Source organism: Gardnerella sp. c23Ub_4, from assembly GCF_055804115.1.
The window spans coordinates 893,370-909,647 of the sequence record NZ_JANUYO010000001.1 but is presented as its reverse complement, the minus strand read 5'-3'; the positions used below and the strand labels follow the sequence as shown (position 1 = coordinate 909,647).

The window sequence follows — 16,278 nt, the reverse complement described above, 5'->3', positions numbered from 1 at the left end:
AAAATCTTAAGCAAAAATTCTAAGCAAAACCTTACTCGGCAGCAGGAGCTTCGGCTGCAGGAGCAGTAGCATCGGCAGCAGGAGCGGCAGCTGGCTCTTCTGTAGCAGCATCTTCTGGAACGGTGACGCTAACAACAGACTCTTCGCCATCCATATCGAGCACAACGCCCTCAGGAAGCTTAACGTCTTTAGCAAACACCTTGGCGCCATCGGTTAAGCCGTCAACGTTAACCACCAAGCGCTCTGGCAAGTTGGAAACGTCTGCGCGAACCTTAAGCTCCTGAACGTCTACGAATGCAACAGCAGCACCCTTTGGAGTGCCTTCAACAAACACTGGCACCTCAACGTCAATCTTTTCGCCAGCCTTAACTTCGTAGAAGTCAATGTGCTCAACAATGCGCTTAACGGGGTTGCGCTGAACATCCTTAACAACTGCGATTCGAGATTCCTTGCCAAACTTAATAGTGAACAAAGCGTTTGCGTGACGAAGCGAAAGAGTGGTCTCCCTCATTGGAAGAGTAACGTGTACAGGTTCAGCACCGCCAGCGTAAATGCTTGCTGGAATCAAATTGGCAACACGCAAACGGCGAGCAACGCCCTTACCGAACTCATTGCGCACATTGCCTTCAAGTGTAATCTTTGTAGCCATATCGGTCTCCTTAATTATCTGGATAGATTGATTAATCCAGCTTCAGGCGCACCGACGCGCCGAAAACCATATTGGCATCAGCCCAGTCGATAACGGAACTTACACAACAATCGCAGTGTTATTCCCTCGCCAAAGCAACTTGTCTAGTCTACAAAAACACTTTGACATGCGCTTATCCAAAAAATATCAACACAGAATCAAGGCAATATCAAGGCAAAAAGTGACTTGAGCTATACAAGCTATTATCATATATAAAAGAAGTAAGCGCGCATTAAATTGTGTGCTTAAAAACAAGCTGATTTTGTGACTCAAGTTGTAACACAAATTACATGTTGCAACACAAATTTATGACTCAAGATTAGCGCAATTAAGGAGCAGACGTGTCCGTGCTAAACACACTCCAGAAGCAAGCTTTCAACCTTGCCCGCAAGGCCTTGCAAATCGGCAGCAACTTCGCGCATCCAGTTAGCGACGATCGCTCGGGAAGCCAAGACTACCCGCAAGTCGAAGAAAAACAAGAAGCAGCAAACACGCTACTTGCGCAAAAATCGCGTCTGCCTCGCGTAGAAGAGTGGGGCGCAGAAATGCCAACCACAACGTTCCTAGACCCACAAACTGGCTTGTTGACTACAAAAACCGAGGGAAGCGCTCCGATAGATGAAGGCACAAGCATCTACGACTTGTATGCAGATAGAGCCGCCCGAATGGGAGACGATCCGCTTTACACGTACAAAGAAAACGACGAATGGGTTACAAAAACCGCAAATCAGTTCCTTAAAGAAGTGCGAGATGCCGCAAAAGGCTTAATGCACTACGGTTTGCGCAAGGGCGATGCTGTTGCGTTAATGTGCAAAACCTCGTACGAGTGGGATATTGCGGACGCTGCAGTTATGGCTTGCGGAGGCGTGCTTGCTACGATTTACGACACTGATTCTGCCGAGCAAATTCGCAACATTGTAAACAACTCCGATTCGCGCTTTTTGATTGTTGGAACAACAGATATGAAGGAAAAGGCAGATGGCGCAATCGAAGAGTGCCCAAGCCTTGAGCGCATTATTTGCATAGAAACAGGCGGATTGGCGGAACTTCAGGCTTTTGGATACGCTGTTAGCGATGAAGAGCTGGACGAGCGCATTGACTCGGTTAAAAAAACCGACTTGTGCTCAATCGTGTACACTTCTGGCTCTACGGCTGCGCCAAAAGGCGTGGAAATGACGCATGAGCATTATTGCACAACGGCGTTAAACTTGCCGATTTATTTGCCAGACTTGCTTAGCGAGCCTGATGGATCTGTGCTGTTGTTCTTGCCTCAAGCACATTCGTTTGCGCGCGCAATCAACTATATTGTTGTTGCTAGCACGCTTAGAATCTACATTGCACAAGGCATTACAACGCTTATATCCGATCTTCAAGTTGCAAAACCAACCGTTATGATTGTTGTTCCTCGTGTGCTCGAAAAAGTGTATAACGCGGCTTCGCAAAAGGCAGGTCATGGCGCTAAGGGACTTGCTTTCCAGGGTGCTGTTGTTACAGCTCAGCAATATATGAAGGAAGTACAGGATTCTGGAGATGCTAAGGCGCTAACAAAGGCTCGCCGCGCTGCTTACGATCCGCTAGTTTACCGCCCGATTCGCCAAGCGCTTGGCGGACGCGCGCGCTGGATTGTTGCTGGCGGTGCGCCGCTTGACCCAGAGCTGCTTTCGTTCTTCCGCGGCGCAGGCGTGCCAGTTTACGAAGGCTACGGTCTTACGGAAACCACTGCCCCATGCGCATTTACACCTATTGGCGTTCCATTCCGCGAAGGCTCCGTTGGCATTGCTTTCCCAGCTTTCACTTTGCGAATTGCTAAAGATGGCGAAGTGCAAATTAAGGGCACTTGCGTGTTTAAGAAATATCACAAGAATGAAGAGGCCACCGAGACTTCGTTTACAGAAGACGGATGGTATGCTACTGGCGATTTGGGCAGAATTGACGACGATGGCATGATTTACATTACTGGTCGCAAGAAGGACTTAATTATTACTGCTGGCGGCAAGAATGTGGCTCCTGGCCCTATTGAAGAAGTGATTAAGCGTTGCGATCTTGTGTCTCAAGCTCTTGTTCTTGGAGATAAGAGGCCATTTATATCTGCTCTTGTTACTTTAGACGAGGAGATTTTGCGCAACTGGCTTAAGACCAAGGGCTTGGACGAGACTATGAGCATGGAAGATGCCGCAAATAACGCGGTTGTGCGTGCGGAAGTCCAAAAGTTTGTGGATATTGCAAATGAGGGCGTATCGCGCGCAGAGTCTGTGCGAAAGTTCATTATTTTGCCAGAAGAGTTTACTCAAGAAAACGGCTTGATGACTGCTTCTATGAAGATTATTCGCCCTCGAGTTATTAACCGATACGCTAATTTGCTTAACACGCAAATGTACACGATTCGCAAGAAGTAGCGCTTATGCGCGCGACGACCTGCCTGAGCGCTTAAAGCGTAGCGCGCGAATGCACTTCGATTCGCCGAGCTTGCTCAAAGTTGAAAGCACGGTGTGCTTTCAACGCAAGCGAGGTCTGCTGCGTCTCGATTGACGCAGCAGATGTCACGCTATGTGTGGCTTAGCCTGTGCCAAATCAGCCTCACGGCTACTAATAGCTGTGAGGAATCGAGCGCGCTTAGACCGCGCTAACGATACGCCTCTTTCGCTGCGAAAAATCTCGAATCTCCACATAGTTTGGTGTAATCATGTGTACACTCTGAGCACTCATTTCTTCGCTTACGTTAATCCATAGGTATTTGATAAAATCGCATTGAAAACTTGATACCCCCCCCCGGTAGAAAATATGTTTTCCAAAACAAGACGAACGGCAAGAAATTGCTAAAAATCTTGTTCAAAAACACGAGAACTAACGATTTCCTATTATCAAACATGAGGAGAGGTTTTATGAATGCTAAAATCGCAGCAGCTATATCTTTAGGCGCAAGTTCACTGGCATTATTCGCAATGGCAAATGTGGCAAATGCCGATGTTGTAAATCAAAACTCAGATAATGCAAATGTTGAAATTAATGCTAATCATGAGAATCCTAATCCACAGGAAGCTAAAGCAAATGAACTCGCAAGAGAAGCTGAAAAGCTTGAGCTAGAAACCAAAACAGAAATAGACAAAGCCGATGAAACTGTTAAAAACGCAAATAGCAAGCTTGCAAAAGTAAATGAAAAAGTAGAAGACGCATCCAAAAAAGCAGCCGAAGCTATAGAAGCGAAAAATCAAGCAGAAAAAGATGCAGAGGATGCAAAGAAGCAAGATGCAGAAGCTAAAGAAAAAGTAGATGCAGCTCAAAAGAGAGTTGACGAAGCCGAAAAAAATAAAGAAAATGCACAATTAGTGGCAACTAACGCCGAGGATGCAAAGAAGCAAGCAGAAAACACTGAAGCACAAGCTATAGATGCAAAGAAGCAAGCAGAAACACAACTTGAACAAAATCAAAACGAACTACAAAATGCCCAAAAATCTGTAGATGAAGCAAAAACAAATCTGAATGAAGAAAACAAGAATCTAAACGCAGCTAAAGAAAATCTTGAAAAAGAAAAATCATCTTATACTTCTTTAGTTAAAAGCGCAAAATCTCTTGAAGAAGCAAAGAAGCAAGCAGATAATGAGCTTAAAGACAAAGAAACAGAATTAAAAGAAAAACAAGCACAGTTAGAGCAACTTAAAAAGTCTGATTCTGCTTTAAGTAATGCGGATTTGGGAAAAGTAAAACAAATTGCTAAAGAGAAAGAATCCGTTTATAAGCAAGCTCAAGAAAAAGTAACAAAAATTAAAGAAACGCTTACTGCAAATACCCAGAAAATTAACAAAACAAGTGAAGAACTAGAATCTAAAGAAAAAGAACTAGAAAAAATCGGTGATTACAAAAAGCTAGTTGAATCTTACAAAAACTTAGACAATCTTAGAGGAAAAGCAGATGCAGCAGAAAAGGTCTACAATGCTGAAAGCAAAAATGATTCTAATACAGAGAATTCATTAGAGAAAAAGTCTGACTTCTACAAGTTCTTGCAATATGTGATTAACACTGAAAAAGCTAAGGAAAATAACAAGAACGAATCTCTTATTGCAGACGCTGAGCGCGCTCAGAAAATTCTTAAAGGCGAATCATATGTGATTCCAAGGCAAGATTTCAAAGATGAATCGTATAAAGAAGCACAAACAATAGAAGCTCCAACGTGGTATGAAGATATTGTAAAACCTGGGCTTGGTAGAATTGGCAGCGCTGACTCTTTGCAAAACATGAAGGAAGCCGCTGAGTATTACGATGCTTTAAACGAGTACAGAAGAAACGATAACAACGCGTTGCAAAATGTAAACGTGCGTTTAAGCTTGATTGCCGAAAGCATTGTGCATTCCTTCTACTCGGCTGCCATTAATAATCATGCAGTAAACCATGAAAAGTATGATAACGCTAGCGTTATGGACACTACACCGTACAAAACTGCAGAAAATCTTGCTTGGGGTGATTACGACGGCCATAAAAATGGTCGAATGAAATATTCAAATAACGATTGCAAAGTTCTAGATGACGGTAAAACTTCATGCTTAAAGCAAATTAAAACGCAAAGCACAGAACCTAAACCTACGGACAACAAGTGGAATGCCTTAGACGGCTGGTATACGATTGAAAAGAATCGCTATGAAGAAGCTAGAGATAAAGGAATCTTCTACACATTCAATGGCGATACAACGATTGAAAACAAACTTTCTGAAGCTGGCAAGCAATTCCTTAAGGACAATAAATATGATTTTGGAATGAAATTAAGCCAAAATCCAAACACAAGATTATTCGAAAAAAATGACGAAAATGGCAAGCTAACTAATTTATTTAGTCTTTCCGTAGGTCATTACACTACTTTTGCTAGAAAAGATATAACCGCTGGCGGTTTCGCAGAAGGCGATTTATATATTCAAGAAATTCCTAAGATTTCTGGCGGTAAACAAGAAACTGTTACAAAAAAATGAAGATGTTGCCGTATGGCACGGAAGCAATGAATCTTCGATTAGTGTTTCCGAATACAAGAATCTTCTTAGTAATTATGAGAATAGTCTAAAGCAAGAAAAAGCTGATGAAATCGCATCTGAAAATACAGATGAAATCGCTATATTGCAAAAGTTGAATGCTGAAGCAAATAAAGCAAATGCAAATTTGTTTGAAGCTAAGTACAATCTTCGAAAAGTACAATACGATTTGAATGTGCCAGACAAAAAGAGCGCTAAGGGTCTAAAGGAACAAGAGTTAGAACATGTAAAAGCCGAGAAAGAAAAAGCAAATAGTGAAGCTAAAAAATATGGCGACCCTAGCGCAAACTGGGGAAGCGAAGAAAATGCAGCTATTGCAAAAAAGCTTGCTCAGCAGTGGCAAACAAAGTACACGCATCTAGATGGAAAGGTTAAAACTCTTAGTAGCTCAATCGATGCTGCGAATGCAAAGAACTCAGCAAATAAAACTGTCTTGGATGCTTTTATAAATGCTGTATACGATTTTGATAGCACTAAGAACGAGTTAAAAGAATCTCAAGAAGAATTTGCAAAGCTCACTATTGAAGCAGAGAAATACGAGAATGAGTATAAAGTTGCAAGCAAAAATGTAGAAGAAGCCGAGAAACAATCTCAGTTAACTGGTGAAGCAAAGCAAGCTAAAATCAGCGAGTTTGAAGAATCTGTAAGGAATCTCGAATCTGCTAAAGACGATTTGCAAATCAAAGCTAATGAGACCGCTACTAAATTTGCAGAAGCCAACGAGAAGGTCACGAAACAAGATGAAACTGTTGGTAATGCCACACGGTTGCGTGATTCTGCTCGTAGCAAAGTTAGCAAAGCAGAGAAACAATTAAAACTTGCAAACAAAAATGTAGAAGAAGCTGAACAGAAAGTTGCGAAAGCTAAAAGCCAAGTTAACAAAGCACAGAAGCAAATTGAAGGTGCAAGACAACAAATTGATTCTGCTAACAGAAAAGTTATAGAAGCTCAAAGCCAAGTTAACAAAGCACAGAATGAAGTAGAAAAAGCTAAAGATGAAAAGCAAAAGGCTGATTCCAATAAGGAAAATACAGCTAAGCTAGTATCTGATGCTGCTGCTAAAACCGCTCAAGCGAAGCAAAAAGCTGATGAAGCAAAGTCTGCTATTGAGCAAGCACAACGCATTACAAAAGAAGCTCAAAGCCAATTTGAATCAGCAAAGAAAAAGGCTGAAAACGTTAAAATGCAAGTTTTGCAAGCAAAGCAAAAAATTGCTGAATTGCATGAGAAAGTTAAGACGCTTTTGGCTGGAGCTAAAAATAACGTAATTGAAAGGTACAACGCTACTTTTGCTGCCGTAAATCAAAGCTTCAACGATCTTGAGAATATGTTTATTCTTCGTTTTAATACCCTTAACACAGTGGAACAGTCTCTTAATAAATCTACTTCTACTTTAGATGAATCGTTAAAGAAAGTGAATTCGCTGAATGGGACTTCAGAGAATGGAAATGCTGGTAATGGTGGCAATAATGGTGGTAATAATGAATCTCCAACAGTGCCACAAACAGTGCCGCAAGCAGATCCGTCTCATGATGCAAGTACGGATTCAGCGCTTGCTCCTACCCCATCTAAAGAAGTAGAATCAGGCAACGCTAATCAAAATACTGGTTCAACTAGTGAAACGCAAAATAACACTAGCAACAGTACGAGCAACAATACGAGTTCTAGTGAATCCTTCGAGAACTACTACAACCAGTATCTTGCAGGATACGCAAACAACTTGTTCGGCGGAAAGCAACTTGGATTTAATGCAACGATTCCAGCTGCACAATCGCAGAGCGCAAACGATGCTAACGGTACAAACAGTGCAAATGCTCAAAATGCTAATGGCGTTGCAGCAAATAATGTTGCAGGCGCAGCGCACGCTAACACTCTTAGCGCAAGCAGCGCTAACCGCATAGCAGCTGCTCTTGCATCTGGCGCTAAAGCTGCAGTCAAGGATCTTGCTAAGGATCTTGCTAAAGCACAAGATGCTGCTAAGGATTCTGCTGCTAAGAGCGAGTCCGCAAAGAACGATGCAAAGGATTCCGCAAAGAGCGAATCTAAGGATGATTCTAAGAACGCTCAGGCATCAGGCAACGCACAAAACGGAGCACAAAGCGCATCCAACAGCACTACGCTTAAGGTTGTTGCAGCTATAGCGGCTGTTGTTGCTGGAATCGCAGCAATCGGAGGCGGCACTTACTTCGCTCGCCATCGTCGCGCATAATCAAGACTAAATAAAAAAAAACCGCGGTTGACTGGTCTTATAATCGACTCGTCTTCCGCGGTTTTTTGTATCTATCAACAACAAAACCCGTCAAATCGCTCGCGCGTTACAGCGCGCTATTCCTCGCGGCTATTAGTAGCCGCTCGGCTGATTTGGCATGTAAAGTCCACTGGACTTTACATTTGAGCCAAATCACGCTTTGAAGGAGCTTGAAATGCATTATGCAATTTCAAGCTCAGTCAAAGCGCTTTGCAGCGCAGAAGCAGTGCTTCTGCTCTAAGCGGCTCAGCGAGTCTAGGTGATTTCTCGCGCATTATGCAGCTCGAAATCGTCGATTCGCTAGAAACCCAAGCGCTCAAGCTTCTTAGGGTCGCTCTGCCACCCCTTTGCAACCTTTACGTGCAAATCGAGCACAGCTTTAGCGCCCGTAATACGATTCACCGCAGTACGCAAACGCTTCTTAACGCGCACAAGATGCTCCGCACCGCGCCCAATAATAATCGGCTTTTGCGAATCGCGCTCAACATACACCGACACAATCACATGCGTTTTGTTATCATTATATTGCGCATAGTCCTCATCTTCTGGTCGCACAATACTATCTACAACAACCGCCAGCGAATGTGGCAACTCGTCATCAAGCTCCTCAAGAAAAGCCCCACGAATCAGCTCCGCAATCATGCTAGAAGGACTCTCCTCGCTGAGCTGATCGTCTGGATACATCTTCGGACCTTCTGGAAGATTGTCAATCAAAACCTTCTTAACTTCGTCAACATTGTCGCGTTCCAAAGCGCTAACTGGCACAATATCCGTAAAATCAGCAAACTGTTGAATCTCAATCAAATGAGACACCAACTCATCTCGGCTTAGCGTATCAATTTTTGTTACGATTCCAATAAGCGGAACCTTCCACGCCCAGTTTCCAGCCGCATCTTTTTTAGCAAAGTCGGAGCGAAGTCGGCTTAGAATTCTGCGATCTCCAGGCCCAATCTCTTGATCTGCTGGAAGCAAGAAAGCAATAGCATCAACATCTGCAAGCGACTCGTCTACAATGTCATTCAAACGCTGGCCTAGCAAAGTGCGAGGCCTGTGGATTCCTGGCGTATCAACTAACACCATTTGCGCGTTTGGAGTTGTTAAGATTCCGCGAATCGCCTTGCGCGTTGTTTCTGGACGAGAAGACGCGATTGCGATTTGCGTTCCGATTAGCGCGTTCATAAGCGTTGATTTTCCAACGTTTGGTCTGCCTACTACAGCAACAAATCCCGATTTATAGCCGTTAAAATCAGGCACTTCTACGCTCGCTTTTAGAGAAGGATCTAAATTAGCAAACATTTCGTCATTCATATCGTCCATATAGTCATCGTCCATATCATTACTCATATCGTCAACATCTTTCATACTATTCATAATTCAACACTATTTATTTGCTATTAACTTGCGATAATTCGCTGTCTTTGCCGCTGTCTTTGCCACTATCTTTATCGCCATTCTTGCCATCAGTCTTGCCATCAGTCTTTCTGATATTCTTGCCCCCACTCTTTTCACTATCGTCTTCTTCTTTAAGGCCTTGAATATCTTTAAGGCCTTGAATATCTCGCTCAACGAGAATCGTGGAAACTTTCTTACGCCGCCCAGCAGAATCAACCGCTGTCAACTTAAGGCCGCGAGTCACAGCACTCGACCCAACAATCGGCACGTTTCCAAGCAACTTAGTAAGCAACCCAAACACAGTGTCTACATCGTCTTCGTCTATATGCACTTCAAAAATATCTTCCAAATCGGCAATCGGCGTGCGCGCAGGCATTTTCCACACACCCTTACTCACCTCTTGCGGATCCGCGTGCTGAGTGCGGTCGTGCTCGTCTTCTAGCTCTCCAACAATTTGCTCAATCGCGTCTTCAATCGTCACAAGCCCTGCAATTCCGCCATATTCGTCTACAACAACGGCAACGTGCTGGCGGATTCGTTGCATTTCGTGGAATAAATCATCCACTGGCTTGGACTCTGGAACAAGCATCGGGCTTCTGCTAATCGTAGAAACCGCGCGCTCAGATGCCGCTGGATTAAACACGGTCGCGCGCACAGCATCCTTCAAATACGCAATTCCTTCCAAATCGTCAACCGACTCGCCAATTATAGGCACGCGAGAAAATCCAGATCTTGAGCATAACTTTAGGAAATTTTCCAGCGTTTCGTCGTTTTTAACGCAAATCATATCGGTTCGAGGAACCATGATTTCGCGCGTTAACGTGTCGGAAAGCGTAAGCACATTGCGCATCATCTCCGAAACTTCTGGGTCAAAATCGTTTGCTTCCACAAGCCTATCAATACTCGCTTTAGCTTGGTCTAATTGAATATTCTCCAACTCTTCGTCGTCGGAAAGCGCAACATTTTTCTTATGATTTTGACTTTGACTTTGCGAATCCCCACGGCTTGCGATTTTTGCAAAAGGATTCATAAAAACAGCAATCGAAATTATTCTAGACAAGCGCATTAGCTTAAACACTGGCTGAGCTGCGCCCACTGACCTTGGCCGCACAAGAATTGAAACAATTGCAACAATCATTGCCACTATTAGCCCGATTAATAGCGTTAGCCAAAAAGACGCACCAAGAGCCGCCGCGATTGCTGCAAAAGCCACGCCGTCTAGCACATTACACACGATTCGCACAAACGCACACGCTCCGCTCGTTGCGTACCTATCTGCTATAAGCTTTTTTGCTCTGCGAATTCTAGCAAGCTTTCTCAAGCGAACGACTTGACTTTCGTTATCGTTCGTTTGTTCTTCAATCATAAGATTATTAAGACTAGACCTTGTAACTCTTGGCACAGCCCCTTCCGCCGCCGCCATTGCAAGCGAAAGCCACACAAGCAAAACTGCGACTATTGCAATCGCACCCAAGCAAGCCCACATATGCGCAGGCAAATCGGGAATCGGCGGAATTGTAATGTTATTTAGCATGATTTTTCTCGTATTCTTCCAGCTCATTTACGGCACCTGCTGGCAAAGTGGCGTCGTAAAGCTCGCCAGATCTAGCCGCAAAGAACGTTAGCAAAAGCTGCCTTTGCAAGCCAAACATTTGCTTTTCTTCTTGAGGCGTAGTGTGGTCGTATCCAAGCAAATGCAACATTCCGTGAATCGTAAGCAATAGCATCTCTTCCATTGTGCTATGCCCTGCCGCCGCCGCTTGCTGAGATGCCACCCATGGGCAAATCACAAGGTCTCCAAGCATTCCTTCGCTAACTTTGTCGTCGCTTCCAGGAGTTAGCTCGTCCATTGGAAAGCTCATAACGTCTGTAGGGCCTTCTAAGTTCATCCACTTTTCGTGAAGACTAGCGATTGGCTCTGGGTCTACAAAAGTAATCGACAAATCGGATTGAACGCTTACTCGCATTTGTTGCAAAACCCACATTCCAAGGTCGGAGAATATTTTTGGGTCGATTTGCCAAACGGTTTCGTTCATCACTTCAACACTCATGATTACTTGCTATTCCTCTCAAGATTTTGCGATTCAAGACTTTGCGATTTTTGCGATTCTGCGGTTTCTTGTGATTGCGCGGTTTCTTGCGACTTTCCACGCGCATCCCCAGCCTCGCGCTTTGCACCATCCTTCTCGCGCCTAAAATCAGCCTCGCGCTTTTCCCACGCTTCATACGCTTCTACGATTCGCCCAACAAGCTCCGCTCTAACAACGTCTTGCGCGTTTAAGTGAACAAACACAATACTTTTAACGTCTTTTAGCACGTTCTCAATCGAAGCTAAGCCAGATTTTGGAACCGCTAAATCAACTTGCGTTCTATCTCCCGTAATCACCATTGTGGTGTTAAATCCAAGACGCGTCAAAAACATCTTAAGCTGCTGAACAGTAGCATTTTGCGCTTCGTCTAAAATAACAAAAGCGTCATTAAGCGTGCGACCTCTCATGTACGCAAGCGGAGCCACTTCCACAACGTTCTCGTCCATATACCTCTTAAGTTGCGGCGCGCCCAACATGTCGGAAAGCGCATCGTAAAGCGGCCTTAAATATGGGTCTACTTTGTCGTTTAGCGTTCCAGGCAAGAATCCAAGATTTTCCCCAGCTTCTACAGCAGGGCGCGTCAACACTATTCTTCGCACGCGACCATCTTCTAAAGCTCTAACCGCCTTAGCAACCGCCAAATACGTTTTTCCAGTACCAGCAGGCCCAATACCAAACGTTACGGTATTTGATTCCATTGCTTGCACATAAGCCGTTTGACCCGCGGTTTTTGCGCGAACAGGATTTCCGCCTGCAAAAGTTATAACGCCTTTAGCCATTCGCGCTTTCCGGCTCATTGCGCGCCTTTTAGCATCTTCACTAGATGGCATTAAATCGGCAGAATCTCGAGCAAAATCGCTTTCCATTGCACCAGCACCAAAGCCAGCACCATCTCCAGCTCCAGCACCAAAAGACTTTAATCCGCCAAAAACTCCGCCATTGTGCCCAATCCTATCGATTCGCACATTATGCTCACTACCTTTAAGCACATCTCTTTCTAACATGCGTTTTACAGCATAGGAATCAACAGGAGCTTCGTAAGCGCAGTCAACTATTTTGCGCAACGCGTGTTCAGCTTTGCAAGCGTCTTCCTCACTTCTTGCGCTTCTAGATACGATTTTCACACAATCCGCGTGAACGGAAATATCTACGCTTGGAAAAGCCTTCTCCAACTCTCTTAAGTTTGAATCTGCTGCTCCCAAAACAGCAACTGGGCTTAATTCGCCTGGAATTTGAACAATACGCGTTGTACTATTTGCCACGATTTATAAACTACCTTCTTCAAGTTTTTCGCCTGTTAAAACATGAGCGTGAACATGGAACACGGTTTGACCAGCTCCCAAACCAGTGTTGAAAACAAGGCGATAATCGCCATTATAAAAGTCGTTTGCAATTTTTTGCGCAACGCATGCAATATGAGCCAAAACATCACAATCATTTTGCGCAAGCTCAGCAACATTCTTGTAATGATTGCGCGGAACAATCAAAACATGCACCTTGGCTTGCGGATTAATATCGTTAAAAGCCACTACTGCATCGTCTTCATACACTTTGCTGCTTGGGATTTGCCCATCAATTATCTTGCAAAAAATGCAATCTTTGTCAGTTATGTATGTATTGCATGCTTTATCCATTATTTTGCCCACTTTTCAATAATTCTTATCGCAATTCTTATTACAATTCTTATTGCAAAATACCATTTACCATTTTACACAAAACACGCACAAAGCTTGCAAGAATTAATTGCAAAATTGCTTACTATTCGTACCTGACAAGCGCTCTAGAAAGCAACGATAAGCATACTGGCCCTGCTGTAGACGCTCGTAAAATATTGCTTCCTAAAACGCAACTTTTAGCTCCAGCGTCTATAAAACTTTGCACTTCTTCTTCGCTAATTCCACCTTCTGGCCCTACAATTACGTAAACAGTGCGCGTTTTGCCATCTTTTAAGCATTTTTCTGTTAAGTCGTTTACGTAGTTTTCGATTTGACTAAAAGAATCCGTTGCGTCTTGATGCAAAACAACTACAAGACTTCCGTAAACACATGCACGCCTACAAATCGCTAGAATCTGCTTGCTTGTTATTGGCTCTAAAAGCTCTGGCATCCACGCTCTGCGCGATTGCTCCGTAGCAGCCTCAAGCACCTGATTCCAACGCTTATCTGTGCGCCCTGGCTTCCATTTTGAGATTGACCTATTTGCACACCAAGGAATCACTTCGTCTACTCCTATTTGCGTAGCCATGTCTATTGCTTGCTCGTCGTGGCCCGTTTTTGCAAGCGCTTGAATCAGCGATAATCTGGTTGTTGGCGCTGGCTCTTTTATAAACGAATCTACTCTAACTAAGCCGTTTTCGCTGTCTGTAATCGTTGCGTGAATTCGCACTCCTTTTCCGTCCGAAAGGTCTAACGAATCGCCATCAGAAAGTCGCATTGCGCTTATTGCATGCCTTTTAACGTGTTGAGGCAAGCTAAGAGTCCAGCCCTCTTCAATCCCATTTGCAAGAACGGGCGCATCGTCTTTATTTGTATCCAGCAAAAACAAAGCATCTGTCATAATTTAAGCCTAACGTTAGGCGCAGCCAACATTTTTGCTACTTCTGTGATTCTGGGCAAGTATTTCTACTTCTGCATTTTCGCTCAAGTATTTCTGTGCAAGTATTATGGCAAACTAGAATTATACGAATTGGAGGTATGCGCAAATGGTTGACGATTTTAGACGCAACTTTGCGCATTCCATTAATCAAGATTGCACTACAAGCGATGAAGCTTTTGTGACTTTTCGCGTATCTCGTTTTACGCCAGATGATGATTCTTGCGATTCATCGATTACTGGCGATTCTTGCGATTCTTTCAATTCCGCAGTTGCTTGCGATTCAAGCACAAATTCAAGCACCAATTCAACCGATTCAACACCAAACGCTTCCGCCAGCTCCCCTGGTTTAGTTAGAAGACACCGAGAAAGCCCTTTTGCAAAAAAGCGTAAAAGCAGCCCATTCCAGGCGCAAAATTCTGGCGATTTACAAGCTAAACCATTAAGAGGAAAACATTGGATTCAAGATTATACGATTCGTGCGCGCAAAAACGACACTATTTTAGACTGCTTGCTTAAAATTAAGCGCACACTAGACCCCACTTTGGCATTTAGATACTCTTGCGGTCACGGCGTTTGCGGATCGGATGCTGCAAACGTAAACGGCATGCCAACTTTACTTTGCACAGCTACAATCGCTCAAAACGCTAGGCAAAATACGCAAACTCAAGGCGTTCGATCAAGCGGTTTTAGAAAAACTGGTAGCCTAAAGTCGCAAGCAACCACAACATCAGTCGCCGAAAATCACAATCTGCAGTCACAATCTAAAGAAATATCTTCACTAATCCAAAATGGAAGCTTTGGCATTATTGAGATTGCGCCACTTTCTGGCTTTGCTGTTCAAAGAGACCTTATTTGCGATCTTTCCCCAATGATTGCGCAGCTTAAAAGACTTGAGCCATACTTGCAAGCGCAAAATGTTCAAACAAGAAACAGCAGCGGAAAGCTTGCGATTATTGAGTTTTTGCAACACCCAGAGCAGCTTGCAAAGTTTGAGCTTTTAAGCAATTGCATAATGTGCGGCGTGTGCGAAGGAATTTGCCCAGTCTATGCAGGCGGAGAAGCGTTTATTGGACCTGCAGCGCTTATAAATGCAGCGCGATTTATTAACGATTCTAGAGATAACGCCACTAATCGAAGATTAGAGTTGGCGGATTCTAGCGACGGCATAAGCGCGTGCCAATCCGTGCGCGCATGCTCTAGGCAATGCCCACGCGGAATCGACGTTGGAGAAGAGATTTGGCAACTTACAACGCTTATAAATGAGCGAAAAATAAGCCAAAATAAGCAAGAATAAGATAAGACTTAAGCTAATTATCTCCGCTAGCAATTCGCACAGCTTCTAGAGGATCGTCTGTAATCGCAAGCAAACTAGGGTCAAAAGACGATATAAGTCCTCTTTCTTTAACCGTAGTTTCAATCCAATTCATAAGACCTTTCCAATATTCGCTGCCAAAAAGAACAACAGGAATTTTAGAAACCTTATGCGTTTGAACAAGCGTAAGCGACTCAAAAAGCTCGTCCATTGTGCCAAAACCACCTGGGCACACAATAATTCCCGAGGAATATTTTAGGAACATTGTTTTGCGAACAAAAAAGTAGCGGAATTGCATTCCAAGATTCACCCATTTGTTTAAGCCCTGCTCGTGAGGCAATTCGATTCCAAGCCCAACGCTTGTTCCACCAGCTTCTGCAGCTCCGCGATTTGCTGCTTCCATAATTCCAGGGCCGCCGCCTGTAATCACCGCAAAACCGCGTTTTACAAGCTCTTTGCCCATTATGCGAGCGCTACTGTATTCTGGCTCGTCTGGCTTTATGCGAGCAGAACCAAACACGCTAACAGCTAATCCAAGTTTTGCTAAAGCGTCGAAGCCATCAACGAATTCGGCTTGTATTCTAAGAACTCGCCAAGGGTCAAGGCCTTGCCACGCGTAATTATTATGCAAATCGCTATTAGGCAAATCGTGTTGCAACAGTGTTTCCGTTGTGCTTTCCTTAGGAATCATCGGCCCGCGCATCATTACGGCACCGCTGTAATAAGTGTCTTTCCAAGGTGAGTTCTGTTCGCTTTGCGAGCGCGAATCGCAGGAATTATCTGGATTATCAGATTTACCAGAATTATCTAAATTACCTAAATTATTATTAGAAACCATAAGTCACCTTCTAAAACCTTCTAGTCACTTTCTAGTCGTCTTATAATCGCGATTAAAAAGCGCATTAAAGTCAATCTTAATCACTTTTAATTGCTATTAA

General features: G+C 43.8%; 10 protein-coding genes and 1 pseudogene. 3 read left to right on the top strand and 8 right to left on the bottom strand.

Annotated elements, in window-relative coordinates; genetic code table 11:
• Window positions 1–31: 31 nt before the first annotated feature.
• Window positions 32–649, bottom strand: coding sequence for a 50S ribosomal protein L25/general stress protein Ctc (locus tag NYP67_RS03605; protein WP_004130597.1), 618 nt, complete (start codon window positions 647–649; stop codon window positions 32–34).
• 380 nt (window positions 650–1,029) lie between these two features.
• On the opposite strand from NYP67_RS03605, the gene NYP67_RS03600 reads away from it, so the two are divergent.
• Together NYP67_RS03600 and NYP67_RS03595 are read left to right on the top strand one after the other, a co-directional pair.
• On the top strand, window positions 1,030–3,084 hold the full coding sequence (locus tag NYP67_RS03600) for an AMP-dependent synthetase/ligase (protein ID WP_115757155.1): 2,055 nt from the start codon (window positions 1,030–1,032) through the stop codon (window positions 3,082–3,084).
• Between the two features lie 486 nt (window positions 3,085–3,570).
• Window positions 3,571–7,912, top strand: a pseudogene (locus NYP67_RS03595) (Tat pathway signal sequence domain protein).
• 339 nt (window positions 7,913–8,251) lie between these two features.
• Here NYP67_RS03595 and era read toward each other — a convergent pair.
• The 6 genes from era to NYP67_RS03565 all read right to left on the bottom strand — a co-directional run bounded on the left by era (window position 8,252) and on the right by NYP67_RS03565 (window position 13,989).
• On the bottom strand, window positions 8,252–9,322 hold the full coding sequence (era, locus tag NYP67_RS03590) for a GTPase Era (protein WP_473411183.1): 1,071 nt from the start codon (window positions 9,320–9,322) through the stop codon (window positions 8,252–8,254).
• 13 nt (window positions 9,323–9,335) lie between these two features.
• The gene (locus tag NYP67_RS03585; protein WP_115793875.1) at window positions 9,336–10,877 is read right to left on the bottom strand and encodes a hemolysin family protein; all 1,542 of its coding nucleotides are present in this window, start codon (window positions 10,875–10,877) and stop codon (window positions 9,336–9,338) included.
• Window positions 10,867–11,394 carry an rRNA maturation RNase YbeY gene (ybeY, locus tag NYP67_RS03580; protein ID WP_004132890.1) on the bottom strand — a complete coding sequence of 176 codons (528 nt, stop codon included), beginning with the start codon at window positions 11,392–11,394 and terminating at the stop codon, window positions 10,867–10,869. Before ybeY ends, NYP67_RS03585 begins: the two co-directional genes overlap by 11 nt.
• Before the next feature lie 2 nt (window positions 11,395–11,396).
• Window positions 11,397–12,695, bottom strand: coding sequence for a PhoH family protein (locus NYP67_RS03575; protein WP_473411182.1), 1,299 nt, complete (start codon window positions 12,693–12,695; stop codon window positions 11,397–11,399).
• Window positions 12,696–12,698: 3 nt separating this feature from the next.
• Window positions 12,699–13,067 (bottom strand): histidine triad nucleotide-binding protein, encoded by a 369-nt coding sequence (locus NYP67_RS03570; RefSeq protein ID WP_004130581.1) that lies wholly within the window; start codon window positions 13,065–13,067, stop codon window positions 12,699–12,701.
• A 124-nt stretch (window positions 13,068–13,191) separates the two neighbouring features.
• Window positions 13,192–13,989 carry a 16S rRNA (uracil(1498)-N(3))-methyltransferase gene (locus NYP67_RS03565; protein ID WP_473411181.1) on the bottom strand — a complete coding sequence of 266 codons (798 nt, stop codon included), beginning with the start codon at window positions 13,987–13,989 and terminating at the stop codon, window positions 13,192–13,194.
• A 145-nt stretch (window positions 13,990–14,134) separates the two neighbouring features.
• Here NYP67_RS03565 and NYP67_RS03560 point away from each other — a divergent pair, with 145 nt between their 5' ends.
• The gene (locus tag NYP67_RS03560; protein WP_421782233.1) at window positions 14,135–15,322 is read left to right on the top strand and encodes a succinate dehydrogenase/fumarate reductase iron-sulfur subunit; all 1,188 of its coding nucleotides are present in this window, start codon (window positions 14,135–14,137) and stop codon (window positions 15,320–15,322) included.
• Between the two features lie 13 nt (window positions 15,323–15,335).
• On the opposite strand, the gene NYP67_RS03555 is transcribed toward NYP67_RS03560, so the two are convergent.
• On the bottom strand, window positions 15,336–16,178 hold the full coding sequence (locus tag NYP67_RS03555; RefSeq protein ID WP_473411180.1) for an LOG family protein: 843 nt from the start codon (window positions 16,176–16,178) through the stop codon (window positions 15,336–15,338).
• Between the last annotated feature and the right edge of the window lie 100 nt (window positions 16,179–16,278).

What these genes read in the sequence shown, in the direction of transcription:
- NYP67_RS03605 (WP_004130597.1), bottom strand. Translation starts at nt 649, where the DNA reads ATGGCTACAAAGATTACACTTGAAGGCAATGTGCGCAATGAGTTCGGT.
- era (WP_473411183.1), bottom strand. Translation starts at nt 9,322, where the DNA reads ATGAATAGTATGAAAGATGTTGACGATATGAGTAATGATATGGACGAT.
- NYP67_RS03585 (WP_115793875.1), bottom strand. Translation starts at nt 10,877, where the DNA reads ATGCTAAATAACATTACAATTCCGCCGATTCCCGATTTGCCTGCGCAT.
- ybeY (WP_004132890.1), bottom strand. Translation starts at nt 11,394, where the DNA reads ATGAGTGTTGAAGTGATGAACGAAACCGTTTGGCAAATCGACCCAAAA.
- NYP67_RS03570 (WP_004130581.1), bottom strand. Translation starts at nt 13,067, where the DNA reads ATGGATAAAGCATGCAATACATACATAACTGACAAAGATTGCATTTTT.
- NYP67_RS03565 (WP_473411181.1), bottom strand. Translation starts at nt 13,989, where the DNA reads ATGACAGATGCTTTGTTTTTGCTGGATACAAATAAAGACGATGCGCCC.
- NYP67_RS03560 (WP_421782233.1), top strand. Translation starts at nt 14,135, where the DNA reads ATGGTTGACGATTTTAGACGCAACTTTGCGCATTCCATTAATCAAGAT.
- NYP67_RS03555 (WP_473411180.1), bottom strand. Translation starts at nt 16,178, where the DNA reads ATGGTTTCTAATAATAATTTAGGTAATTTAGATAATTCTGGTAAATCT.